Origin of the sequence: Streptomyces manipurensis, from assembly GCF_049570255.1 — a bacterium.
Lineage (GTDB): Bacteria > Actinomycetota > Actinomycetes > Streptomycetales > Streptomycetaceae > Streptomyces > Streptomyces manipurensis.
The window spans coordinates 3,073,427-3,096,461 of the sequence record NZ_CP186950.1 but is presented as its reverse complement, the minus strand read 5'-3'; the positions used below and the strand labels follow the sequence as shown (position 1 = coordinate 3,096,461).

The following is a 23,035-nucleotide window of genomic DNA, read 5'->3' as shown; positions in this document are numbered from 1 at the left end:
CGGATAACGACGGCGTCACGGGCCGGTCCTCCCTTGGGAACAGGGGACGGACCGGTCCGTTGTATGAACGCCGTCAGTGATAGAAAGGTCATCCTCCCCGCCCCCCAGAAGCCGAAAGTGCGCTGATGACCGAGCCGCCCCAGCCGCCGAACCAGCCGCCGACACCTTCCGGTTACGGACACCTCCCCGGGCCCCCGCCGCAGGCCTACGGATATCCGCAGCAGGGCGAGAACCCGTACGCCCAGCAGCCGGCGCACGCCCAGCAGCCCCCGTACCCGCAACAGCCGCCCACCGTCGCGGCCTACCCCGCGCACGGCCTGCAGCCGCCCCCGCCCGGCGGGCCCGGCATGCCGCCGAAGAAGAAGACCACGCTCCTCGTCGCCGCCGCGGTGGCCTCCGCGCTCGTCCTCGGCGGCGTCGGCTGGGCGGTCCTCGCCGGCGACGACGACGCCAAGGAGCCCGTCGCCCAGGAGTCCGGCGACGCCAAGCCCTCCGGCTCCCCGTCCGTGGACAAGGGCGACGGCAACGGCGACGGCGGCACGGCGCAGACCGACCTCAACGCCGGCCGCAAGCAGGGCGAGGACAAGGTCCTCTGGCTCAAGACCGCAAAGATCGACGGCCCCGGCGCCGGCGTGGAGTCCCGGGGCCAGTGGATCGTCGCCGACACCGTCGCCAAGGCCGTCGGCAACACCATCAAGGGCTACGCGGTCACCGACGGCAAGGAGAAGTGGGCGATCACCCTCCCCGCCGACCTCTGCGCCACGACCCCCCGGACCACCGAGGACGGCAAGACCGTCGTCCTCCACAAGAACGGTCCGTCGGAGACCGCCGACTGCAACCAGATTCGCATGATCGACCTCAAGGCGGGCAAGGAGGGCTGGTCGAAGGAGGTGACGAAGGAGAGCGACTTCGACATGTTCCTCGACCCGAACCTGGCCCTCACCGGGGACACCGTCACCGTCAACCGGCTCACCCGCGCCACCGCCTTCCGGATCAGCACCGGCGACAAGCTCTTCGCCAGCCCCGCCGAGGGCTGCGTCCCCGGCGCCTACGCCGCCGGCAGCGGCAAGATGATCGGCATCGCCACCTGCTACGACAAGGACGGCACCGTCGAGGTCCAGGACGCCGACCCGGTCACCGGCAAGAAGACCTGGACCTACCGTCTCCCCAAGGGCTGGAAGGTCAACCGGGTCTACTCCGTCGACCCGATCGTCCTCGACCTCGGCAACGCCGAGTCCAAGGAACGTTCCATCATCGTCCTCGGCCCCGACGGCAAGCAGCGCGCGACCCTCTCCGGCGAGGGCAAGTTCCCCACCGAGTGCGGCATGAGCTTCGACGACTCCCTCCAGGGCTGCGCCAACGCCGTCGCCGACGCCGGCACCCTCTACCTGCCCACCAAGGCCGACATCGGCAAGGCCAACGAGATCGTCGCCTTCGACCTCGCCACCGGCAAGGCCAAATGGCGCGTCCCGGCCGGCGAGGGACGCACCATCGAACCGGTCAAGGCCGCGAACGGAACGCTGATCGCCTACCGCAAGGCCGAGAACGCCCAGGGCGGCGAGGTCCTCTCCGTACCCGCCGACGGCAGCACCCCCACCGCACTCCTGCGCCACCCGTCGGGCGCCGCCGCGCCGATCGAGAGCTCCTTCTACTCCCCGCAGGTCGACTACGTGGACGGACGCTTCTTCATCTCCACGTCCCGCCTGAACGCGAAGGACAGCGACGAGAAACTCCTGATGGTCTTCGGCAAATGAACACGCGTCCCAGGAGCCGTCCCACGAGCCGTCCGACGAGCCGTCCACCGAGAGGCAACAGCAACCGATGAGTACCCCGCCGCCCCCCAGCCAGCCGCCGTCCGGCGGTTTCGGAGCGCCGCAGGATCCTCCCCCGGCCGGCGCCGGGGGCACCCCCGCCCCGGGCGGGTTCGGCGCGCCCACGCCGCCCGCCGCACCGCCCGCCGCACCGCCGGCCGGGCCCGCCGGACCGCCCGAGCAGCAGCCCGCCTACGGCTACCCGCAGACCGGCCCCGGCTACGGCTACCCGCAGCAGCCCGGCACCCCGCCGTACGGCGCACCCCAGTCCCCGCAGGCGCCCGTCCCCGCCACCCCGCCCACCGGCGGCGGCAACGACAAGCGCACCCAGCTGACGATCGTCGGCGCGGCCCTCCTGGCCATCGTCCTCATCGTCGGCGGCGGCCTCTGGTACGCCTCCGGCGACGGCGGCAAGGAGGAGACCGCGCAGAGCGACCCCAGCGCCTCCCCGGGCGGCGACAAGAACCCGGCCTACACGGCCGGCACCGAGAAGGTCCCCGGCAACACCAAGTCGAAGATCCTCATCAAGCAGCAGGCCCCCGAGGTCGCCGACCTCGTCACCGTCGACGGCTCCTGGCTCACCGACTCCACCTACGTCAAGTCCGACGTGTCCAAGGTGATCGGCTACAACCTCGTCGACGGCTCCAAGAAGTGGGAGGTCGCCCTCCCCGGCGAAGTCTGCGGAGCGACCCCGCACGTCAGCGAGAACCGGACGGCCATCCTCTTCAAGGCCGCCCAGCCCACGCCCGAGGCCAAGTACCCCCCGTGCACCGAGGTCGGCGTCATCGACCTGGAGGCCGGCAAGCTCGCCTGGTCCGGCAACGCCAAGAGCGCCAACGGCGGCGACCGGCCCGTCTCCTTCTCCGAGGTCACCCTCAGCGGCAAGACCGTCGCCGCGGCCGGCGTCTCCGCGGGCGGCGCCGCCTGGAACCTCGCCGACGGCAAGTCCCTGTGGCTGCCCAAGGTCGACAACGAGAGCTGCCGCGACACCGGTTACGCCGGCGGCGAGGCCCTGGCCGTCATCCGCAAGTGCGGCCAGAGCCCCAACTACACGCTCCACGCACAGCTCCTCGACCCCGCCACGGGCGCGCCCACCAGCTCCTACAAGCTCTCCCCGGGCATCGAGTACGCCCACATCGTCTCCACCAAGCCGCTGGTCGTCGCCGCCGACGTCGGCGACAACGCCAAGGGCGGCAAGGGCGTCAGCGACCTCTTCGTCGTCGACCCCAAGGGAGAGCTGAAGGCCCGCATCCCGCTGCCTTCCGACAACTTCGCCGCCAAGTGCGCATCCACCGACGTCGAGAAGTGCAAGCACATGGTCGTCGGCAACGGCCGGCTCTACGTGCCCTCCAGCGAACACCAGGGCCAGGGCCCCGGCAGCCGCACCAACGAGCTGCTCTCCTTCGACCTGGAGACCGGCAAGCAGACCACCGACCGTGCCGACGCGGGCGAGCGGTACACCATCTACCCGCTCCGCATGGACGGGTCCAACATCATCGCCTACAAGGTCCCCCCGTACGACAAGGGCGGCCAGGTCGTCAGCATCGACACCCGGACCATGAAGGAGACCGTCCTCATGGAGAACCCGGCCGACAAGGACAGCCGGAGCGCCGAGATGTCCTTCTCGCCCGACTACTCCTCCGAGATCCGCTACCGGAGCGGCAAGCTCTTCATGGCCAAGCAGAGCATCAGCAAGCCCTACGCGGACCGTCCCGAGAAGGACCTGCTGTTCCTCTCCTTCACCGCGAGCTGACCCGCCCGTCACCGCACAGGAGCCCCCGGTCGGTCCGTACCGATCGGGGGCTTCTGCGCGGTAACCCCCGCGCACCGTCGAACAAGCGTGTAGCTTGCCGGGGCAGAAGGGTGGGGGGTGGGTTCCTCATGGGCGTACGGGTCGTCGTGGTCGACGAGCACCGGCTGCTGGCCGAGGCGCTGGCCTCTGCCCTGAAACTGCGCGGCCACCGGGTCCTGGCCGCCGCCGCACCCGCCGCGGGCGCCGCCGAGCTGGTCATCAGCCGCGCCCCGGAGGTCTGCCTGTTCGGCACGGCCGCCCCGGCCGGTCCCGGGGTCTTCGAGCCGGTGGTCCGGATCAAACGGGAGCGCCCCCAGACGGCGGTCGTCGTCCTCGGCCCGGTGCCCAGCCCGCGCGGGATCGCGGCCGCCTTCGCCGCGGGGGCATCGGGCTACGTACGCCAGGACGAGCGGATCGAGGGCGTCGAGCGGGCGCTGGCGAAGGCCCGCGCCGGGGAGACGGCGATCGCCCCGCAACTGCTCCAGGGGGCCTTCTCGGAACTGCTGAACCCGGCCGTCCAGCCCGACGACGAGGGCAGCAGGCTGCTGCGCCTGCTCACCCCGCGGGAGGTGGAGGTGCTGGTCCGGGTCGCGGAGGGCGAGGACACCCGGCTGATCGCGGCGGGCATGGAGATCGCGCCGAGCACCGCCCGTACCCATGTGCAGCGGGTCCTGATGAAGCTGGGGGTGGGATCGCGACTGGAGGCGGCCGCGCTGGCCGCCCGCACCGGCCTGCTGGACCGTGCCCTGCCGGGGCGTCCCGCGGCGTCCGCGCAGCTCTGACCGCGGCGCGGACCGCGGGCGGGACGGCGGCCGCGGAGGGGGCCGATTTCCCCCGGGGGCGCCCCATCGGGTAAGCCAGTGACCACGCACGCGCACGCTCCGCGCGTGCTCCCGTGCGAGAGGCAGTAGGCGAGTGAGCAAGTACCTGGTAACCGGTGGCGCCGGATACGTCGGCAGCGTGGTCGCGGCCCACCTCCTGGAGGCCGGCCACGAGGTCACCGTCCTGGACGACCTCAGCACCGGCTTCCGCGTCGGCGTCCCGGAGGGCGCCGTGTTCGTCGAGGGGCGCATCCAGGACGCCGCCCGGTACGTGGACCCCTCCTTCGACGCGGTGCTGCACTTCGCCGCCTCCTCGCAGGTCGGCGAGTCCGTGGTGAACCCGGGCAAGTACTGGGAGAACAACGTGGGCGGCACCCTCGCCCTGCTCGCCGCGATGCGCGGGGCCGGGGTGCGCAAGCTCGTCTTCTCCTCCACGGCCGCCACCTACGGCGAGCCGGCCGAGGGCCTGCTCACCGAGACCTCGGTGACCGCCCCGACGAATCCTTACGGCGCCTCGAAGCTGGCCGTCGACCACATGATCGCGGGGGAGTGCGTCGCGCACGGCCTGGCGGCCGTCTCCCTGCGCTACTTCAACGTGGCCGGCGCCTACGGGCGCTTCGGCGAGCGCCACACCCCCGAGACGCACCTGATCCCGCTGGTCCTCCAGGTCGCCCTGGGGCAGCGCGAGGCCATCTCGGTGTTCGGCGAGGACTACCCGACCCCGGACGGCACCTGCGTGCGCGACTACATCCACGTGGCCGACCTGGCGGAGGCCCACCTGGCCGCCCTGGAGGCGGCCACCGGCGGCGAGCACCTCATCTGCAACCTGGGCAACGGCAGCGGCTTCTCGGTGCGCGAGGTCGTCGAGACCGTCCGCAAGGTCACCGGCCGGGAGATCCCGGAGATCGTCGCCCCGCGCCGGGCCGGCGACCCGGCGATGCTGGTCGCCTCGGCCCGCACCGCGCACGAGCGCCTCGGCTGGACCCCCAACCGCTCGGACCTGACGGGCATCATCAGCGACGCGTGGAACTTCGCGCGCTCGCAGGAGAGCTGAACCCGGGAGTTTGCGGACGCGCCGCCGCGGGGCCACGGCCCCGCGGCGGCGCGTCCGTCTTCCCGCCCTCCCGCGCCGTCCTCCGGGCCGGTGTTGCCATGCGCATATGCAGGTCGCTCGTCGGAGAGGGGCCGGACCCCGCCGGGCGCGGCACGCCCCGCGGGGGGCGCGGACGCGCGGGCCGTGCGCTGCGGCCGGGCGCCGTGCGCGGGCGCCCGGCGTGCACACGCCGGGTGAACCACGCCCCGCGCATCTGCCCGTGGCACACGCCCGTACCGCGGTCGTGGTCTCGTACCCGCGAGTAGTCGATTTCAAGCCATGACCCGACCCGACCGGAACGCATGCTCCCCGAAATCACCGGGAAAACTTCTGCTATTCGGCCAACCGCGCAAGCCCCCCGGCCCTACGCTGATGCGTGACACCGGTGGGGGCCGGTGTTGATTCAGGGGTCGAGACACGTCGGGTACGGCGTCCGCTCCGGGGTAATGCAGTTATGTCTCGGCGGCGGCCGGACTGCTGCGGACCACGGGTCCGGGCGCCGTACCCGCAGCCGTCCGTTCCCCTACCCTTGGGGGTTTTGTGGTTCGTATCCGGGTTCTCGTCGTCGACGATCACCGCATCTTCGCCGAATCGCTCGCAGCCGCGCTCGCGGCCGAGCCGGACGTGGACGTGTCCGCGGCCGGCAGCGGCCCCGCCGCGCTGCGCTGCCTCGAACGCGCGGTGGCCGAGGGCCGCCGCTTCGACGTCCTGCTGGTCGACGCCGATCTCGGCGCGGTCGCCGGGGCCGTGCCCGCCCAGCGGGAGCACGGCTCCGGGCCACCGCCCGCCTCGGACGGGATCGCGCTGGTCGCGGGCGTGCGGGTGGCCCACCCCGGGGTCCGTACGGTCGTGCTCGCCGAGCGTGACGACCCGCGCCGCGCCGCCCACGCGCTGCAGGCCGGAGCCTCGGGCTGGGTGGCCAAGGACTGCTCGCTGTCGCGGCTGCTCGCCGTCGTCCGCGGGGTCCTGCGCGAGGAGACGCACCTCCCGCCCGCGCTCCTGACCGGGGTGCTCCGGGAGCTCACGGCCGCGCGCAAGCACCGTACGGACAGCGAACGGCTCGTGGAGTCGCTGACCCCGCGCGAACACGAGGTGCTGCGCTGCATGGTGGCCGGGCTGGGCCGCAAGGACGTGGCGGCGCGGCTGTTCCTGTCGCCGCACACGGTCCGCACCCACATGCAGAACGTGCTGGGCAAGCTCGGGGTGCACTCCACGCTGGCGGCGGTGGCACTGGCCCGCCGGGCCGGGGTGCGGCCCGCCGACCTAGCCGGGGATGTTGTCGAACGGAGCGGTCAACCGGCGTAGCAGCCCGGCGAGATCGCCGCGCTGGCTCTGCGAGAGCTGGGCGAGGATCGCCCGTTCCTGCGCCAGCAGTCCGGCGAGGGCCTGGTCGGCACGGTCCCGGCCCTCGGGGGTGAGGCGCACCAGGACCCCGCGGCGGTCGCTGGGGTCCGGCAGCCGCTCGACCAGGCCCTTCTTGGCGAGCCGGTCGATGCGGTTGGTCATCGTGCCGGACGTGACCAGCGTCTGGGTCAGCAGCTGGCCGGGGGAGAGCTGGTAAGGCGCGCCGGCGCGTCGCAGGGAGGTGAGGACGTCGAACTCCCAGGGCTCCAGGCCGTGCTCGGAGAAGGCCAGCCTGCGGGCGCGGTCGAGGTGGCGCGCGAGCCTGCTGACGCGGCTGAGCACCTCGAGCGGTTCCACGTCGAGGTCAGGGCGTTCCCGCCGCCATGCCGCCACCAGTCGGTCGACCTCGTCCTCCATGCCGATCAGTGTAAGGGGTCTGTCGATGTGAAGTCTCTTCATGTCATGCATCTTGATCGCAAGTATCTTGACGTCGAGATATAATTGGAGCGAGCATGGGGCATGGAGGGGGCCGGAACGGATTCCGCTTCCGAACGCCCCGCCAGCAGGGAGGCTCGAACATGTATTCCGATACCACGCGTGCAGGGACCCCCACGTCCACCGCACCCTCCGCCCCCACCTGGGACCCCCAGCAGTACCTCCGCCACGCCGGCCACCGCACCCGGCCCTTCCTGGACCTCCTCAACCGCATACCCGAACTCCCCACCCGCCCCGCCCGCATCGCCGACCTCGGCTGCGGCCCCGGCAACGTCACCCGACTCCTCGCCGAACGCTGGCCCGAAGCCGCCGTCACCGGCTTCGACCTGTCGCGGGAGATGCTCCACCGCGCCGAACAGGAACACGCCGGCCCCACCGCCGGCGGCGGCAGCCTCGACTTCCGCCACGGAGACATCGCCGGCTGGCTCCCCGAGGAGCCCTACGACCTGATCGTCTCCAACGCCGCCCTCCAATGGGTCCCCGGCCACGCCGGCTCCTTCGGAGCCTGGATCAACGGCCTGCGCCCCGGCGGCACCCTCGCCTTCCAGATCCCCGGCAACTTCACCGCGCCCAGCCACGCCCTCCTCGCCGAACAGTGCGACACCCCGCGCTGGCGCTCCCGCCTCGCCGGACACGGCGCCCGCTACATCCACATCCTCGAACCCGCCGAGTACCTCGCCCGGTTCACCGAGCTCGGCTGCGCCGCCGACGTCTGGGAAACCACCTACCACCAGCTGCTCCAGGGCACCGACCCCGTCCTGGACTGGGTCAAGGGAACCGCCCTGCGGCCCGTCCTCACCGCCCTCGGAGACGACCACGAGGCCGTCGACGCCTTCCTCGCCGAATACCGCGACCGGCTCCGCACGGCCTACCCGAGCGGGCCGCGCGGCACCGTCTTCCCGTTCCGGCGGATCTTCGCCGTCGCCCGCAAGGAGGCCTGACCGTGCTCACCGCAGTCGACCACGTCCAACTCGCCGCCCCGCCCGACTCCGAAGACCTGCTCCGGGCCTACTACACCCACGTCCTCGGCATGACCGAGATCCCCAAACCACCCGTGCTCGCCGCCCGCGGCGGCTGCTGGTTCGCCGCCGGCCCCGTACAGCTCCACCTCGGCGTCGAAGAGGAGTTCACCCCCGCCCGCAAGGCCCACCCCGGACTGCGGGTCACCGGCATCGAGGAGTACGCGAAGAGACTGGAGGACCGCGGCGCCACCGTCGTCTGGGACGAGAACCTGCCGGGCCACCGCCGCATCCACTCCGAAGACCCCGTCGGCAACCGACTCGAATTCCTCGAACCGCACCCCGCGACCTGAGCCCGACCCGCACCCCACGCACCGCACGACGGCGCCCCGCCACCGGACCACCGGTGACGGGGCGCCGTCACACCTCCGTCTAGCTCTTGCGGCGGCCCACCAGCTGAGGCTTCGACTCCAGGCCGTCCAGCCCGTGCCACGCCAAATTCACCAGATGCGCCGCCACCTCGGCCTTCTTCGGCTTGCGCACGTCCAGCCACCACTGGCCCGTCAGCGCCACCATGCCCACCAGCGCCTGCGCGTACAGCGGAGCCAGCTTCGGATCGAACCCGCGGGCCTTGAACTCCAGCCCCAGGATGTCCTCCACCTGCGTCGCGATGTCACTGATCAGCGACGCGAACGTCCCCGTCGACTGCGCCACCGGCGAATCCCGCACCAGGATCCGGAAACCGTCCGTGTACGACTCGATGTAGTCCAGCAGCGCGAACGCCGCCTGCTCCAGCAGCTCCCGCGGATGCCCGGCCGTCAACGCGCCCGTCACCCCGTCCAGCAACTGCCGCATCTCCCGGTCCACGACCACCGCGTACAGGCCCTCCTTGCCGCCGAAGTGCTCGTACACCACCGGCTTGGACACCCCGGCCTTCGCCGCGATCTCCTCCACCGACGTGCCCTCGAAACCTTTCTCCGCGAACAGGGTCCGGCCGATGTCCAGCAGCTGCTGGCGCCGCTCCGCGCCCGTCATCCTCACCCGGCGGCCACGCCGGGGCTTGTCACTGCTGGAATTGATGCCGTCGATCGCCACATCCCCCATCATGCCGCGTTCGACCCGTTTTCCCTGCGCCGGGCATCGATACGGGCCGCCGACGGCCACCGCACGTCCGTCGCCCAGCCCAGCCGCTCGAACCACCGGATCAGCCGCGCACTGGAATCCACCTGCCCCCGCAGCACCCCGTGCCGCGCCGACGTCGGGTCCGCATGGTGCAGGTTGTGCCACGACTCACCGCACGACAGCACCGCCAGCCACCACACGTTCCCCGACCGGTCCCGCGACCGGAACGGACGCTTGCCCACCGCGTGACAGATCGAATTGATCGACCACGTCACATGGTGCAGCAGCGCCACCCGCACCAGAGAACCCCAGAAGAACGCCGTGAACGCACCCCACCACGACATCGTCACCAGACCGCCCACCAGCGGCGGCACCGCCAGCGAGAACATCGTCCAGTAGATGAAGTCCCGGCTGATCCGCCGGATCGCCGGATCCTTGATCAGATCGGGCGCGTACTTCTGCTGGTCCGTCTGCTCCTCGTCGAACAACCAGCCGATGTGCGCCCACCACAGGCCCTTCATCAGCGCCGGCACCGACTCGCCGAACCGCCACGGCGAATGCGGGTCCCCCTCGTGGTCCGAGAACCTGTGGTGCTTGCGGTGGTCCGCCACCCAGCGCACCAGCGGCCCCTCCACGGCCATCGAACCCATCACGGCCAACGCGATCCGCAGCGGACGCTTCGCCTTGAAGGACCCGTGCGTGAAGTACCGGTGGAAACCGATGGTGATCCCGTGACACGCCAGGAAATACATGAACACCATCAGCCCCAGGTCCAGCCAGCTCACCCCCCAGCCCCACGCCAGCGGAACCGCCGCGAGCAACGCCACGAACGGAACGGTGATGAACAGCATCAGCGCGACCTGCTCGATCGACCGCTTGTTCTCGCCGCCGAGGGTCGCGGACGGGATGGGTGCGCCCGAAGGCGCGGACGGGTTTTCGATCAGATCGGGACTCGTGGTCATGGGGATCCCCTGGGGGGTGTGAGGAGTCAGGAGGAGCGCCGGTCACGCCACCCTACGGTCCCGTAACCTACGGCAGGGTAAGTATGGCAAAACCCCGACCCCGGACAACAGGAGCGCGACCGCCGCGGCGGAGCGCCCCCGCGCCGGTACGCGCCCTCCGGACCCCGTCCGACTCGGACAGTGAGACGTTTGCCCAGGCACACGCACGGGACACCTATCCTGTTCCCGTCGGACAGCGCGGTCCGCACGGGCAGCCCGAGCCACGCCTCAGGAGCGGCGCACCCCAGGACCCCCGGGTCCCCGGGAGGCCTCGCCGCGCACGGCCGGGAGCCCACCGCCCAGTAGCGCTCGAACACTGCAAGGAGCCGCACCTGTGAGCAGTGCTGACAAGGCCCCCCTGGCCGCCCAGCAGGCCCCCGCCACCCCGGCCGCCTCCGCCAACGCGGAACTGCGGGCCGACATCCGCCGCCTCGGCGACCTCCTCGGGGAGACCCTCGTACGCCAGGAGGGCCAGGACCTGCTCGACCTCGTCGAACGCGTCCGCGCCCTCACCCGGACCGACGGCGAGGCCGCCGCCGCCCTGCTCGGCGACACCGACCTCGAAACCGCCGCCAAGCTCGTACGCGCCTTCTCCACCTACTTCCACCTCGCCAACGTCACCGAACAGGTGCACCGCGGCAAGGAACTGCGCGCCCACCGCGCCGCCGAAGGCGGGCTCCTCGCCCGCACCGTCGACATGCTCAAGGACGCCGACCCCGAGCACCTGCGCGCGACCGTCAAGAACCTCAACGTCCGACCGGTCTTCACCGCGCACCCCACCGAGGCAGCCCGCCGCAGCGTCCTCAACAAGCTGCGCCGCATCGCCGCCCTGCTCGAAGAACCCGTCGCCGGGGCCGGCGAACGCCGCCGCCACGACCTCCGCCTCGCCGAGAACATCGACCTCGTGTGGCAGACCGACGAACTCCGCGTCGTCCGCCCCGAACCCGCCGACGAGGCCCGCAACGCCATCTACTACCTCGACGAACTCCACGCCGGAGCCGTCGGCGACGTCCTCGAGGACCTCGCCGCCGAACTGCGCCGCGTCGGCGTCGAACTGCCCACCGGCACCCGCCCGCTCACCTTCGGCACCTGGATCGGAGGCGACCGCGACGGCAACCCCAACGTCACCCCCGACGTCACCCGCGACGTCCTGATCCTCCAGCACGAGCACGGCATCACCGACGCCCTCGAACTCGTCGACTTCCTGCGCGGACTCCTCTCCAACTCCATCCGCTACGCCGGAGCCACCGAGGAACTCCTCGCCTCCCTCCAGGCCGACCTCGAACGCCTCCCCGAGATCAGCCCCCGCTACAAGCGGCTGAACGCCGAGGAGCCCTACCGCCTCAAGGCCACCTGCATCCGGCAGAAGCTCCTCAACACCCGCGAACGCCTTGCCAAGGGCATCCCCCACGAAGAAGGCCGCGACTACCTCGGCACCGCCGAACTCCTCACCGACCTCACCCTCATCCAGACCTCCCTGCGCGAACACCGCGGCGGACTCTTCGCCGACGGCCGCATGGACCGCACCATCCGCACCCTCGCCGCCTTCGGCCTCCAGCTCGCCACCATGGACGTCCGCGAACACGCCGACGCCCACCACCACGCCCTCGGCCAGCTCTTCGACCGCCTCGGCGAGGAATCCTGGCGCTACGCCGACATGCCCCGCGACTACCGCGGCAAGCTCCTCGCCAAGGAACTCCGCTCCCGGCGCCCCCTCGCCCCCACCCCCGCCCCCCTCGACGCCGCCGGCGCCAAGACCCTCGGCGTCTTCTTCGCCATCAAGGACGCCTTCGAGAAGTTCGGCCCCGAAGTCATCGAGTCCTACATCATCTCGATGTGCCAGGGCGCCGACGACGTCTTCGCCGCCGCCGTCCTCGCCCGCGAAGCAGGCCTCATCGACCTCCACGCCGGCTGGGCCAAGATCGGCATCGTCCCGCTCCTCGAAACCACCGACGAGCTCCGCGCCGCCGACGTCATCCTCGACGACATGCTCGCCGACCCCTCCTACCGACGCCTCGTCTCCCTCCGCGGCGACGTCCAGGAGGTCATGCTCGGCTACTCCGACTCCTCCAAGTTCGGCGGCATCACCACCAGCCAGTGGGAGATCCACCGCGCCCAGCGCCGCCTGCGCGACGTCGCCCACCGCTACGGCGTCCGCCTGCGCCTCTTCCACGGCCGCGGCGGCACCGTCGGCCGCGGCGGCGGCCCCTCCCACGACGCGATCCTCGCCCAGCCCTGGGGCACCCTCGAAGGCGAGATCAAGGTCACCGAACAGGGCGAGGTCATCTCCGACAAGTACCTCGTCCCCTCCCTCGCCCGCGAGAACCTCGAACTGACCGTCGCCGCGACCCTCCAGGCCTCCGCCCTGCACACCGCGCCCCGCCAGTCCGACGAAGCCCTCGCCCGCTGGGACGCGGCCATGGACGTCGTCTCCGACGCCGCCCACGCCGCCTACCGCGCACTCGTCGAGGACCCCGACCTCCCCTCCTACTTCTTCGCCGCCACCCCCGTCGACCAGCTCGCCGACCTCCACCTCGGCTCCCGGCCCTCCCGCCGCCCCGACTCCGGAGCCGGCCTCGACGGACTGCGCGCCATCCCCTGGGTCTTCGGCTGGACCCAGTCCCGCCAGATCGTCCCCGGCTGGTACGGCGTCGGCTCCGGCCTCAAGGCCCTGCGCGAAGCCGGCCAGGACGACGCCCTCGCCGAAATGGGCGAACGCTGGCACTTCTTCCGCAACTTCCTGTCCAACGTCGAAATGACCCTGGCCAAGACCGACCTGCGGATCGCCCGCCACTACGTCGACACCCTCGTACCCGACCACCTCAAGCACGTCTTCGCCCGTATCGAGGCCGAACACGAACTCACCGTCCGCGAGGTCCTGCGCATCACCGGCGGCGAGAAGCTCCTCGACTCCCACCCCGTGCTCCAGCAGACCTTCGCCGTACGCGACGCCTACCTCGACCCCATCTCCTACCTCCAGGTCTCCCTCCTCGCCCGCCAGCGCGCCGCCGCCGCCCGCGGCGAGGAAGCCGACCCCCTCCTGTCCCGGGCCCTCCTCCTCACCGTCAACGGCGTCGCCGCCGGCCTGCGCAACACCGGCTGATCTCCACTCCCACCACCCGGGCACGGCAAGAAGCCCCCGCACCGCTCACGCGGCGCGGGGGCTTCCCCGTACGGAACACGGCTCAGGAGTTGTACGCCGACTGCGCCCGCTCCAGACCCTCCTGCACCAGACACTCCACCGCATCGGCCGACCGGTCCACGAACCAGTCCAGCTCCTTGCGCTCCGTCGACGAGAAGTCCTTCAGCACGAAGTCCGCCACCTGCATCCGCCCCGGCGGACGACCGATGCCGCACCGCACCCGGTGGTACTCCGCACCCATCGCCTTCGTCATCGACTTCAGACCGTTGTGGCCGTTGTCCCCGCCGCCCAGCTTCAGCCGCAGCGTCGCGTAATCGATGTCCAGCTCGTCGTGGACCGCCACGATCCGGTCCGTCGGAACCTTGTAGAAGTCCCGCAACGCCGTCACCGGGCCACCCGACAGGTTCATGAACGACATCGGCTTCGCCAGCACCACCCGCCGGTTCGCCGGCCCCGGAGCACCGATACGGCCCTCCAGCACCTGCGCCCGCGCCTTGTGCGCCTTGAACTTCCCGCCGATCCGCTCCGCCAGCAGGTCCACCACCATGAAGCCGATGTTGTGGCGGTTCCCCGCGTACTCCGCCCCCGGGTTCCCGAGACCGACGATCAGCCAGGGCGCCGACTCGTCCGACATCAAAAGCTCCTCACCACCGTGAACGAAAACGAAGACGACCGCCGTCCCGCTCCAGTGGAGCCGGACGGCGGCCGGTTCAGCAACTGCAGAAGCAGAAGGGGGAGGCTCAGGCCTCGTCGCCCTCGGCCTCGGCGGCCGGCTCCTCGGCCTGCGGGGCCACGACCTGCAGAACGGCGGTCTCACCGTCGACGGCCAGGGTGGTGCCGGCCGGCAGCTTCAGGTCGGAGGCGTGCACGGTCGCACCGGCCTCCAGGCCCTCGATCGAGACGGTGATCTCGGTCGGGATGTGGGTGGCCTCGGCCTCGACGGACACGGCCGCGAGCAGGGTCTCCAGCAGGTTGCCACCGGCGGCCAGGTCGCCCTCGGTCACGACCGGAACCTCGACGGTGACCTTCTCGCCCTTCTTGACGATCAGGAAGTCGACGTGGGTCAGGGTGCGCTTGACCGGGTGACGCTGCACGGCCTTCGGGATGACCAGCTCGGTGCCGTCGCCCGCGATGTCCAGGGACAGCAGGACGTTCGGGGTCTTCAGCGCCATCATCAGGCCGTGGCCCTCGACGTCGACGTGCTTCGGGGCGGTGCCGTGGCCGTAGATGACACCGGGGACCAGGCCGTCACGGCGCGCCTGACGGGCGGCACCCTTGCCGAAGTTGGAACGGGTGGAAGCGGAAAGCTTGACCTCGGACATGCTCACTCCTCGTGGGGTGATGGAAAAGGACACAGTCACCCGGCCTGAACGGCCTGCTACGAAGAGCGCGTCGATAACGGAGACCCGCACACAGAAGTGCGGCCTCCCTCGCCGAGCAACTTCAGGAGTCTACCCGGCGGAGAGGCCGCACTTCAAAAGGATCTCGCCGCAGCCGCTACTGCTGCTCCTCGAACAGGCTCGTCACCGAACCGTCCTCGAACACCTCGCGCACCGCACGCGCGATCATCGGAGCGATCGACAGCACCGTGATCTTGTCCAGCTCCAGGTCCGACGGGTCCGGCAGCGTGTTCGTGAACACGAACTCGCTCACCTTCGAGTTCTTCAGACGGTCGGCCGCGGGACCCGACAGGATGCCGTGCGTCGCCGTCACGATCACGTCCTCGGCACCGTGCGCGAACAGCGCCTCGGCCGCCGCGCAGATCGTGCCACCCGTGTCGATCATGTCGTCCACGAGCACGCAGACACGGCCCTTGACCTCACCCACGACCTCGTGGACCGTCACCTGGTTGGCGACGTCCTTGTCGCGGCGCTTGTGCACGATCGCCAGCGGCGCGTCCAGCCGGTCGCACCAGCGGTCCGCCACCCGCACACGACCCGCGTCCGGAGACACGATCGTCAGCTTCGTACGGTCCACCTTCGCGCCCACGTAGTCCGCGAGCACGTTCAGCGCCGACAGGTGGTCCACCGGACCGTCGAAGAAGCCCTGGATCTGGTCGGTGTGCAGGTCGACCGTCAGGATGCGGTCCGCACCCGAGGTCTTCAGCAGGTCCGCCACCAGGCGCGCCGAGATCGGCTCGCGACCCTTGTGCTTCTTGTCCTGACGGGCGTACCCGTACGACGGGATGATCACGGTGATGGAACGAGCCGACGCGCGCTTCAGCGCGTCGATCATGATCAGCTGCTCCATGATCCACTTGTTGATCGGAGCCGTGTGGCTCTGGATCAGGAAGCAGTCCGCGCCACGGGCCGACTCCTGGAAGCGAACGTAGATCTCACCGTTCGCGAAGTCGAAGGCCTTGGTCGGCACGAGGCCGACACCCAGCTGGTGCGCGACCTCCTCGGCCAGCTCGGGGTGGGCGCGGCCGGAGAAGAGCATCAGCTTCTTCTCGCCGGTCGTCTTGATCCCGGTCACAGCACTGTCTCCTCAGACGTGTTGAAGCTGCTCGCCCCCATGTGCGTCCGTCCCGCACACGGTGAGCCAGCCGAATTGCGTGCACCTATCACGGTACGCCGTCGGAGGCGTACCTGTTTCCGGTCAGTTCACCTCAGGGGCGCTCGGGATCCTCCTGGACCGCCGACTGCGCCGCCGTCGCGGCAGCACTTCCCGGACGCTTGCGAGCCACCCAGCCCTCGATATTCCGCTGCTGGCCGCGGGCCACGGCCAGTGCGCCGGGCGGCACATCCTTCGTGATCACGGATCCGGCGGCCGTGTAGGCACCGTCCCCGATCGTGACGGGTGCCACAAACATGTTGTCCGACCCCGTCTTGCAATGCGAGCCGACGGTGGTGTGGTGCTTGTGCTCACCGTCGTAGTTCACGAAAACGCTCGCCGCGCCGATGTTCGTGTACTCGCCGATCGTCGCGTCCCCCACGTACGACAGGTGCGGCACCTTCGTGCCCTCGCCGATCGTGGCGTTCTTCATCTCCACGTACGTGCCGGCCTTGGCCTTCGCACCGAGGTCCGTACCCGGGCGCAGGTAGGCGAACGGACCCACGGACGCCTGCGCGCCCACGACCGCGCTCTCCGCCACCGTGTTGTCCACACGGGCACCCGCGCCCACCCGGGTGTCCTTCAGCCGGGTGTTCGGGCCGACCTCGGCCCCCTCGGCGAGGTGCGTGGCCCCCAGGAGCTGCGTCCCCGGGTGCACGATCGCGTCCTGCCCGAAGGTCACGGTCACGTCCACGAAGGTGCTGGCGGGGTCCACGACCGTGACGCCCGCGAGCATCGCCTGCTCCAGCAGCCGCGCGTTCAGCAGCGCGCGCGCCTCGGCGAGCTGGACGCGGTTGTTGATCCCCAGGATCTGGCGGTGGTCGCTGCCCACGGCCGCCCCGACCCGGTGGCCGGCCTCGCGCAGGATGCCGAGGACGTCGGTCAGGTACTCCTCGCCCTGGCTGTTGTCCGTGCGGACCTTGCCGAGCGCGTCGGCGAGCAGGGCCCCGTCGAAGGCGAAGACACCCGAGTTGATCTCCCGGATGGCGCGCTGGGAGTCCGTCGCGTCCTTGTGCTCCACGATCGCGGTCACGGCCCCGCCGGCGTCGCGCACGATGCGGCCGTAGCCGGTGGAGTCCGGCACCTCGGCGGTGAGCACGGTGACGGCGTTGCCGTCGGCGTCGTGCGTCGCGGCCAGCTGGCGCAGGGTCTCGCCGGTCAGCAGCGGGGTGTCGCCGCAGACGACGATCACCGTGCCGGACAGGTCCTCGTCGCCGAGCGCCTCCAGGGCCATGCGGACGGCGTGGCCGGTGCCGTTCTGCTCGTACTGGACGGCGGTGCGGACCTCGGCGTCGATGGCGGAGAGGTGCGCGGTGACCTGCTCCCGGGCGTGCCCGACGACCACGACGAGGTGGGCGGGGTCCAGCTCGCGGGAGGCGGCGACGACGTGACCGACGAGCGAACGCCCGCAGATCTCGTGCAGAACCTTGGGAGTGGCCGACTTCATGCGGGTGCCTTCACCCGCTGCGAGTACGACGACGGCTGCCGGGCGGTTGGCGCTCACGGGTGTGCCCTTCGGCTTCGGGAGTGGACCCGTGAAGGATACCGGGGCGTTAACACCCTGAAACGAGGCCGGGTCCCGACCGCGGAGGTCGGGACCCGAACATCGTGTGCTCCCCCGCCAGGACTCGAACCCGGACATAAGGCACCAAAAGCCTCAGTGCTGCCAATTACACCACAGGGGACCATTTTTAGGATCAAACCGGACATTTCTTCCGGGCTGATCTATGTGACGGCACCTACTATGCCCCACCAGGTGCCTTCGATGCGACGGTACAGATCGGAGCCTCCGAGGACCCGTACGGCCAGGCAACCCCGATACGTGTCGCCCACGTTCTGCCGGTTCGTGCGCGGGTTGTGGCGCTTCAGTGTGGTCTTCCCGAAGTGGGACGCGTCCAGCCCCACGACGTCCCTCCAGTACTCCTCGGCTCTCGCGACGTCGGCGGTCTCGTGGATCTGGAGTGCGAAGCGGAGCCGGTGGTCCCCGACGCCCATCAGTCGCAGCCAGGCGAGGAAGGTGCGGATCATGTCCGCGTCGCTGTTCACGAAGGTGATCTGCGGGTGAGGCTGGTGCGGCTTGGTCTTGCCGCCCTCGGCCCAGTAGAGGCCGACGCCGAGGAGGAACAGTTCCCGCTCGGTGAGCTCACCCACCTCGGCCCGGGCTGCCTGCCGTGTCGCCTCGTACGCGGCCTTCCTGCGCTCATGGGCGGCGGCGCGGCCCTGCTGCGCCCGCTCCATGGACGTGCCCGGGGGCCGACGCGTCGGCTCCGGTTTGGGGAGGTCGCGGACCCAGAGGGAGATCGAGCTCTTCGAGCAGCCGAGTTCCAGCTGGATCCGGTCGTAGGTGAGGCCCTGGAGGCGGAGTTCGCGGGCGCGGGCGCGGAGGTCGTCCTTTGCGTTCGGCCGCTTCGTCCATTCGGGCGGCGGCTCGCCCTGGAGCAGGGCGTTCAGCAGGTCGTTGTTGTGGACGGCCAGGCGGTCGCGGATCGCGCGCCGGCTGTGCCCCTCGCGGCGCAGGGCCACCGCCTGCTCGCGCAGGGTCTCGAAGGTGGCCGCGCCCGTACGGAGGCCGCCCGTGCCGTCGCCGGGGCGACGTCGGATCTCGTTCATGGGCCCAATGTCGTCCGGAATGCGGTATTCAGGTCTCGGGATGCGGTCGATTCACTCGTATGTGCGATTACCTCGCGTTCGCCGGAATTCTGTCGGTGGTCTGTAGGGGCGGCTGCGTACGCTGGACGGCATGACCGGTACGGGGGAAGAGCAAGGGCGCGCCGGCCCGCCGTTGTGGTGGGCGCGGCGGCGCGATGCCGTGGGGGACGCGGCGCTCGGGGCGGTGTCCGCCGCGGAGTGCGCCTGGGAGGGGATCCGTTTTTCGGAGGAGGCGGGGATCCCCGTCGCGGCCGGGGTGCTGTTCGGGGTCGTGGTGGGGGTCACGCTCGTGCTGCGCCGGCGGTGGCCGATCGCCGTGGTGCTCGTGGGGATCGCGGTGGCGCCTGCCGAGATGGGCTTCCTGCTGTCGGTGGCGGGCATGTACACGCTCGCCTCCTCGGAGGTGCCCCGCCGGATCATCGCCGCGCTGGCCTCGATGTCGCTGGTGGCGACGTTCGTCGTGATGTACGTCAAGACCCGCGGGGACGTGGAGGCCGATCCGACGCTCGTCCTCGCGCTGTCCGTCTTCGTCGCGGTCGCGCTGACCGTGCCGCCCATGCTGCTCGGCCTCTACATCGGGGCCCGGCGCAGGCTGATGGAGAGCCTGCAGGAACGCGCGGACTCGCTGGAACGGGAGCTGTCGCTGCTGGCGGACCGGGCGGAGGAACGGGCCGAGTGGGCCCGTACGGAGGAGCGGACCAGGATCGCGCGGGAGATGCACGACGTGGTCGCGCACCGGGTGTCGCTGATGGTCGTGCACGCGGCCGCGCTGGAGGCGGTGGCGGTCAAGGACCCGGCGCGCGCCGCGAAGAACGCAGCGCTGGTCGGGGACATGGGGCGGCAGGCGCTCACGGAGCTGCGGGAGATGCTCGGGGTGCTGCGGGCGGCCCCGAAGCCGGTGGCGGCCGTGGCGGCCGCCGGGTCCGTGGAGGCCGTGGTGCGGGTCGTTCCCGCCGCGGTGGCGGCGGGGGCGGAGGACGGGCCTTCGCTGGCGGAGCTGGAGGCGCTCGTCGGCCAGTCCCGGGCGGCCGGGATGGCCGTGGAGGTGGTCGTCCACGGGGACGGGGCCGGGGCCGGGGGCGGGTACGCGGCGGAGGTGGAGCAGACGGCGTACCGGGTGGTCCAGGAGGCGCTGACCAACTGCCACAAGCACGCTCCGGGGGCGCGGGTCGTGGTGCGGCTCGCGCACCGGGAGGGGGAGGTGGCGATGCAGGTGGAGAACGGGCCGTCCGAGGGGCCGGTGGCCGGGGTCGGCCTGCCGAGCGGGGGGAACGGGCTGGTCGGCATGCGGGAGCGGGTGCTCGGGCTGGGCGGGGTGTTCGTGTCGGGTCCGACGGACGCGGGGGGTTTCCGGGTGTCGGCGGTCCTGCCGGTCCGCTAGCCGCTGGGCGTCGGCGGGTTGGGCTTGGCTTCGCCGGGTCGGTGTTCTGCCGGTGGGGCGGGGTTTCGGTGCGGGTGGCCTGTGGTGGTGTGGGGTGGGGCCCCGGTGGAGTGTCTCCTCGGCTCGGCGCGTGCGGGTGGGTCGGTCTGTGGCGGGGTGGTCGCGCGCTCGTCCTGCGGGGACACTCCACCGTGTCCCCACCCCACGCCGAGGCTTCGACACCCCGGGCCGATCCACTTGCCGTCCCGTGCGGGGACCTGGCCGTGCGGCGCTCCATGGCTTCGGCGGGTCTGGTGTGCCCGGAGCGGGGGTTGTGCTGTTGGTGCGGGGACGGGGAGGGGTGTCCCCGCAGGACGAGCGTGCAACCACCTCGCACGGGACGAACCCCGCCGCACGCGCGAGCCGAGGAGACACCCCTCCCCGGCCCCGCACCCCACCCGCACACCGACGCATCGACCCCGCGCCCTCGCGATCCGGACCCCGCACGACCACGCCGCACCCGGCACCACCCCGCACAGGCCGATCCCGACCCCGCGGGCCGGCCCGGATCTGCTACCCCCGCGGGAGCGTCAGGCGGGTGGGTTGGAGGCCGGTCAGGAGGAGGGTGAGGGCTTCGTCGAGGGTGTGGCCGAGGTACCAGTCGCCGGTGTGGTCGATGCCGTAGACGCGGCCCTCGCGGTCGAGCGCCAGGTGGGAGTCGCCGTCGGCCTCGACGCCGAGGGGGCAGAGCTGGGTGGACAGGGCCCGGCCCAGGTCGGCGAAGGTGCGGGCGAGGTGGAGTCCGGTGAGGGGGTCGATGCGGACCGGTGTGGGGGCGATCTGGCGGCCCGGTCCGGGGGCGGTGACGGTGAGGCCGCCGAATTCGGCCCAGGCCTCGACGGCGGCGGGGAAGACGGTGTGCCGGTGTCCGGCGGGGGTGGTGTGGTCCCGGAGGGCGTCGGCCCAGTATTCGGCCTGCTTGATGTCCCAGCGGCCGGGTTCCCAGCCGGCGGTGCGCAGCGCGGAGTCGACCGGGGCGGGGAAGCGGGTGGTCGAGGAGCGGTCGTAGGAGGCGGAGGTCGTCATGGCTACTCGGCGGGGGTGAGGTCGACGGGGCGTACGCCGAAGTGGGAGAGGAGGGCGTGGCAGGAGCGGCAGGGGGGTGCGTAGCTGCCGTGGAGCGGGTCGCCGTCCTCGCGGATGCGCCGGGCGGTGATCTTCGCTTGTTTGAGGGAGCGGCGGGCTTCGCCGGCGGAGAGGGGTTTGCGGGAGGCGCGTTTGGAGCGGGCGGCTTCGACGGCGGAGAGGTGGCGGGAGAGGAGCATGGCTTCGGGGCACCGGCCGGTGAAGCGTTCGCGCTGGCCGCTGGTGAGGGTGTCGAGGAAGTCCTGGACGAGGGGGTGGAGTACGGGTGGCTGGTCGGCCTTGCCGGCGGTGCCGGTGAGGGTTTCGCCGCGCACCGAGAGGGCGGCGGCGATGGTGGGCAGGATGCCGTCCCTGCGGAAGCGCAGGACGGGTGCCGCGGGGCGGCCGTCGGTGCTGCTCCAGCGCAGGCGGGGGTCGCCGTTGGGGCCGGCGTGGTCGGTGGCCGGTCCGGTGGCGGGTGTGCCTGCTGCTCCGGGGGTGTTTTCGCCCGGTTCTGTTCGTGTTGCCGTGTTCTGCATGGTCGCGCTTTCCCTCCCGTGGCGGCGGTGGTGACCGCTCTCGCGCACGTCCCCCTGCTGCGGGGACAGCCTGCCAAATGTCGTCCGGCCTGTGGAAGCGGGGTCGAATATTCGTATCAATTCGGATGTTCCTGGCCCGTGGGCGGGTGCGCGGGACTGGCGCGGGTGAGCCTCTTGTCCCAGCGCATAGGCTGTGGTGAACCAGCCAGATCCAGCAGGGGGCTACCGCCATGACGACAGGTCGGCTCGGGCAGCAGGCCCCGCCACCCAACGCCGCGTACTCGGGGCAGGTCGTGCATTTCCCGGACCCGGTCCGGGCCGCCCGGCATCCCCACGGAGTGCGGATGGACGGCGACGGGTATCCGGACTTCTCCGCCTATGCGCGGGCTGCGGTGGAGATCGCCGAGCCGCCCGAGGGTTTCGGCGTGGACGAGTTGCGGCTGACGGACTACGTGTCGGCGAACGCGGCGATGAAGGCCGCGGGGCACGAGATGTGGGACACGGTCGGGGCGGTGGCGACGCCGCACGGCTGGACCTGGCACCACGTGGCCGGTTCTCGGCGCATGGAGCTGGTGCCGGTCGAGGTGAAGGCGCTGCTGCGGCATCACGCGGGTCTGGCGACGGCTCCGGTGGACCACGAGAAGCGTGGGACGCGGCCGTTGCAGGAGGTGCGTCCGGTGCACATGGGGCTGCCGAAGTCGGTGGTCTCGGTGTCCGAGGGGCAGGTGCAGGGTGTCGAGGAGGATCTCGGCTACCGGCTGCCGGAGGCGTACCGCTCGTTCCTGAAGGCCGCGGGCGGCTGTGCGCCGATGGGTGCGGGGCTGGACGTGGAGCTGGGTCTGCTGGTGGACCAGCCGTTCTTCACGGTGCGTGAGGAGGCTGCCGTCAACGATCTCGTCTACGTGAACAAGTGCCTCCGGGACCATCTGACGAAGGACTACCTGTGCGTGGCCTTCGTGCAGGGCGGGCTGGTCGCGCTGAAGGTGAGGGGCGAGGCGGTCGGTTCGGTGTGGTTCTCGCCGTACGACGACGCGCGGGACCGGGACGGTTGGACCGTGCAGGAGCGCGTGGAGCGGCTGTTGCTGCCGTGCGGCGGTGATTTCGATGCCTTTCTCGAGCGTCTGGCGGGAAATCCCCCGGAGTTGGAGTCGGTGGCCGGTCTGATGGTGGACGGCGGATTCGCACGTTCGGTTCCGGTGGCGTCCGCCGGTTCGGGTGAGGGGTGACGG

20 protein-coding genes and 1 tRNA gene are annotated in these 23,035 nt (G+C 71.3%); 10 read left to right on the top strand and 11 right to left on the bottom strand.

What is annotated here, in order from left to right:
* The first annotated feature begins 125 nt into the window (after positions 1–125).
* From ACPU2J_RS14210 to ACPU2J_RS14190, 5 genes are all read left to right on the top strand, one after another.
* Positions 126–1,754, top strand: a complete 1,629-nt coding sequence (locus tag ACPU2J_RS14210; RefSeq protein ID WP_420080560.1) for a hypothetical protein — start codon at positions 126–128, stop codon at positions 1,752–1,754.
* A 67-nt stretch (positions 1,755–1,821) separates the two neighbouring features.
* Positions 1,822–3,564: a PQQ-binding-like beta-propeller repeat protein gene (locus tag ACPU2J_RS14205; protein ID WP_423833390.1), complete on the top strand. Its 1,743-nt coding sequence runs from the start codon at positions 1,822–1,824 to the stop codon at positions 3,562–3,564.
* Between the two features lie 128 nt (positions 3,565–3,692).
* Positions 3,693–4,385: a response regulator transcription factor gene (locus ACPU2J_RS14200; protein WP_420080562.1), complete on the top strand. Its 693-nt coding sequence runs from the start codon at positions 3,693–3,695 to the stop codon at positions 4,383–4,385.
* 133 nt (positions 4,386–4,518) lie between these two features.
* On the top strand, positions 4,519–5,478 hold the full coding sequence (galE, locus tag ACPU2J_RS14195) for a UDP-glucose 4-epimerase GalE (RefSeq protein WP_361607303.1): 960 nt from the start codon (positions 4,519–4,521) through the stop codon (positions 5,476–5,478).
* Positions 5,479–6,057: 579 nt separating this feature from the next.
* Positions 6,058–6,822 carry a response regulator transcription factor gene (locus ACPU2J_RS14190; protein ID WP_365080667.1) on the top strand — a complete coding sequence of 255 codons (765 nt, stop codon included), beginning with the start codon at positions 6,058–6,060 and terminating at the stop codon, positions 6,820–6,822.
* Here ACPU2J_RS14190 and ACPU2J_RS14185 read toward each other — a convergent pair.
* Positions 6,781–7,278 (bottom strand): MarR family winged helix-turn-helix transcriptional regulator, encoded by a 498-nt coding sequence (locus ACPU2J_RS14185; protein ID WP_361601674.1) that lies wholly within the window; start codon positions 7,276–7,278, stop codon positions 6,781–6,783. The two genes, ACPU2J_RS14190 and ACPU2J_RS14185, sit on opposite strands and share 42 nt — an antisense overlap.
* Before the next feature lie 161 nt (positions 7,279–7,439).
* Here ACPU2J_RS14185 and ACPU2J_RS14180 point away from each other — a divergent pair, with 161 nt between their 5' ends.
* The gene (locus ACPU2J_RS14180; protein ID WP_420080563.1) at positions 7,440–8,297 is read left to right on the top strand and encodes a trans-aconitate 2-methyltransferase; all 858 of its coding nucleotides are present in this window, start codon (positions 7,440–7,442) and stop codon (positions 8,295–8,297) included.
* Between the two features lie 2 nt (positions 8,298–8,299).
* Positions 8,300–8,668: a VOC family protein gene (locus ACPU2J_RS14175; RefSeq protein WP_423833389.1), complete on the top strand. Its 369-nt coding sequence runs from the start codon at positions 8,300–8,302 to the stop codon at positions 8,666–8,668.
* Positions 8,669–8,747: 79 nt separating this feature from the next.
* On the opposite strand, the gene ACPU2J_RS14170 is transcribed toward ACPU2J_RS14175, so the two are convergent.
* Together ACPU2J_RS14170 and ACPU2J_RS14165 are read right to left on the bottom strand one after the other, a co-directional pair.
* A complete protein-coding gene (locus tag ACPU2J_RS14170) occupies positions 8,748–9,422 on the bottom strand; it encodes a TetR/AcrR family transcriptional regulator (RefSeq protein WP_361601683.1) in 675 nt (224 codons plus the stop codon).
* Positions 9,419–10,399, bottom strand: coding sequence for an acyl-CoA desaturase (locus tag ACPU2J_RS14165; protein WP_420080565.1), 981 nt, complete (start codon positions 10,397–10,399; stop codon positions 9,419–9,421). Before ACPU2J_RS14165 ends, ACPU2J_RS14170 begins: the two co-directional genes overlap by 4 nt.
* A 373-nt stretch (positions 10,400–10,772) precedes the next feature.
* On the opposite strand from ACPU2J_RS14165, the gene ppc reads away from it, so the two are divergent.
* Entirely contained in the window at positions 10,773–13,541 is a 2,769-nt protein-coding gene (ppc, locus tag ACPU2J_RS14160) for a phosphoenolpyruvate carboxylase (protein ID WP_389069465.1), read from the top strand.
* Positions 13,542–13,623: 82 nt separating this feature from the next.
* Here the strand turns inward: ppc and pth are convergent, their stop codons facing one another.
* The 6 genes from pth to ACPU2J_RS14130 all read right to left on the bottom strand — a co-directional run bounded on the left by pth (position 13,624) and on the right by ACPU2J_RS14130 (position 18,743).
* Entirely contained in the window at positions 13,624–14,214 is a 591-nt protein-coding gene (pth, locus tag ACPU2J_RS14155) for an aminoacyl-tRNA hydrolase (protein WP_361601689.1), read from the bottom strand.
* Positions 14,215–14,320: 106 nt separating this feature from the next.
* Positions 14,321–14,902, bottom strand: coding sequence for a 50S ribosomal protein L25/general stress protein Ctc (locus tag ACPU2J_RS14150; RefSeq protein WP_423833388.1), 582 nt, complete (start codon positions 14,900–14,902; stop codon positions 14,321–14,323).
* Positions 14,903–15,077: 175 nt separating this feature from the next.
* A complete protein-coding gene (locus ACPU2J_RS14145; RefSeq protein ID WP_030027111.1) occupies positions 15,078–16,055 on the bottom strand; it encodes a ribose-phosphate diphosphokinase in 978 nt (325 codons plus the stop codon).
* 133 nt (positions 16,056–16,188) lie between these two features.
* Positions 16,189–17,637, bottom strand: coding sequence for a bifunctional UDP-N-acetylglucosamine diphosphorylase/glucosamine-1-phosphate N-acetyltransferase GlmU (glmU, locus tag ACPU2J_RS14140; RefSeq protein ID WP_365080674.1), 1,449 nt, complete (start codon positions 17,635–17,637; stop codon positions 16,189–16,191).
* A gap of 109 nt (positions 17,638–17,746) precedes the next feature.
* Positions 17,747–17,818, bottom strand: a tRNA-Gln gene (locus ACPU2J_RS14135).
* A 40-nt stretch (positions 17,819–17,858) separates the two neighbouring features.
* Positions 17,859–18,743, bottom strand: coding sequence for a hypothetical protein (locus ACPU2J_RS14130; protein WP_420080568.1), 885 nt, complete (start codon positions 18,741–18,743; stop codon positions 17,859–17,861).
* A gap of 130 nt (positions 18,744–18,873) precedes the next feature.
* Here ACPU2J_RS14130 and ACPU2J_RS14125 point away from each other — a divergent pair, with 130 nt between their 5' ends.
* Positions 18,874–20,163, top strand: a complete 1,290-nt coding sequence (locus ACPU2J_RS14125) for a sensor histidine kinase (protein WP_423833387.1) — start codon at positions 18,874–18,876, stop codon at positions 20,161–20,163.
* 552 nt (positions 20,164–20,715) lie between these two features.
* On the opposite strand, the gene ACPU2J_RS14120 is transcribed toward ACPU2J_RS14125, so the two are convergent.
* Positions 20,716–21,228: an SUKH-3 domain-containing protein gene (locus tag ACPU2J_RS14120; RefSeq protein WP_361601704.1), complete on the bottom strand. Its 513-nt coding sequence runs from the start codon at positions 21,226–21,228 to the stop codon at positions 20,716–20,718.
* A 2-nt stretch (positions 21,229–21,230) separates the two neighbouring features.
* Positions 21,231–21,806 carry a YwqJ-related putative deaminase gene (locus tag ACPU2J_RS14115; protein ID WP_423833386.1) on the bottom strand — a complete coding sequence of 192 codons (576 nt, stop codon included), beginning with the start codon at positions 21,804–21,806 and terminating at the stop codon, positions 21,231–21,233.
* Positions 21,807–22,036: 230 nt separating this feature from the next.
* Between ACPU2J_RS14115 and ACPU2J_RS14110 the strand changes: the two genes are divergently transcribed.
* Positions 22,037–23,032, top strand: coding sequence for an SMI1/KNR4 family protein (locus tag ACPU2J_RS14110; protein WP_420080571.1), 996 nt, complete (start codon positions 22,037–22,039; stop codon positions 23,030–23,032).
* The last annotated feature ends 3 nt before the right edge of the window (positions 23,033–23,035 follow it).

Bases quoted from the DNA above. Each gene is read 5' to 3' on its own strand.
- ACPU2J_RS14210 (WP_420080560.1), top strand. From the start codon at position 126: ATGACCGAGCCGCCCCAGCCGCCGAACCAGCCGCCGACACCTTCCGGT.
- ACPU2J_RS14205 (WP_423833390.1), top strand. From the start codon at position 1,822: ATGAGTACCCCGCCGCCCCCCAGCCAGCCGCCGTCCGGCGGTTTCGGA.
- ACPU2J_RS14200 (WP_420080562.1), top strand. From the start codon at position 3,693: ATGGGCGTACGGGTCGTCGTGGTCGACGAGCACCGGCTGCTGGCCGAG.
- ACPU2J_RS14185 (WP_361601674.1), bottom strand. From the start codon at position 7,278: ATGGAGGACGAGGTCGACCGACTGGTGGCGGCATGGCGGCGGGAACGC.
- ACPU2J_RS14180 (WP_420080563.1), top strand. From the start codon at position 7,440: ATGTATTCCGATACCACGCGTGCAGGGACCCCCACGTCCACCGCACCC.
- ACPU2J_RS14170 (WP_361601683.1), bottom strand. From the start codon at position 9,422: ATGATGGGGGATGTGGCGATCGACGGCATCAATTCCAGCAGTGACAAG.
- ACPU2J_RS14165 (WP_420080565.1), bottom strand. From the start codon at position 10,399: ATGACCACGAGTCCCGATCTGATCGAAAACCCGTCCGCGCCTTCGGGC.
- pth (WP_361601689.1), bottom strand. From the start codon at position 14,214: ATGTCGGACGAGTCGGCGCCCTGGCTGATCGTCGGTCTCGGGAACCCG.
- ACPU2J_RS14150 (WP_423833388.1), bottom strand. From the start codon at position 14,902: ATGTCCGAGGTCAAGCTTTCCGCTTCCACCCGTTCCAACTTCGGCAAG.
- ACPU2J_RS14130 (WP_420080568.1), bottom strand. From the start codon at position 18,743: ATGAACGAGATCCGACGTCGCCCCGGCGACGGCACGGGCGGCCTCCGT.
- ACPU2J_RS14125 (WP_423833387.1), top strand. From the start codon at position 18,874: ATGACCGGTACGGGGGAAGAGCAAGGGCGCGCCGGCCCGCCGTTGTGG.
- ACPU2J_RS14120 (WP_361601704.1), bottom strand. From the start codon at position 21,228: ATGACGACCTCCGCCTCCTACGACCGCTCCTCGACCACCCGCTTCCCC.
- ACPU2J_RS14115 (WP_423833386.1), bottom strand. From the start codon at position 21,806: ATGCAGAACACGGCAACACGAACAGAACCGGGCGAAAACACCCCCGGA.
- ACPU2J_RS14110 (WP_420080571.1), top strand. From the start codon at position 22,037: ATGACGACAGGTCGGCTCGGGCAGCAGGCCCCGCCACCCAACGCCGCG.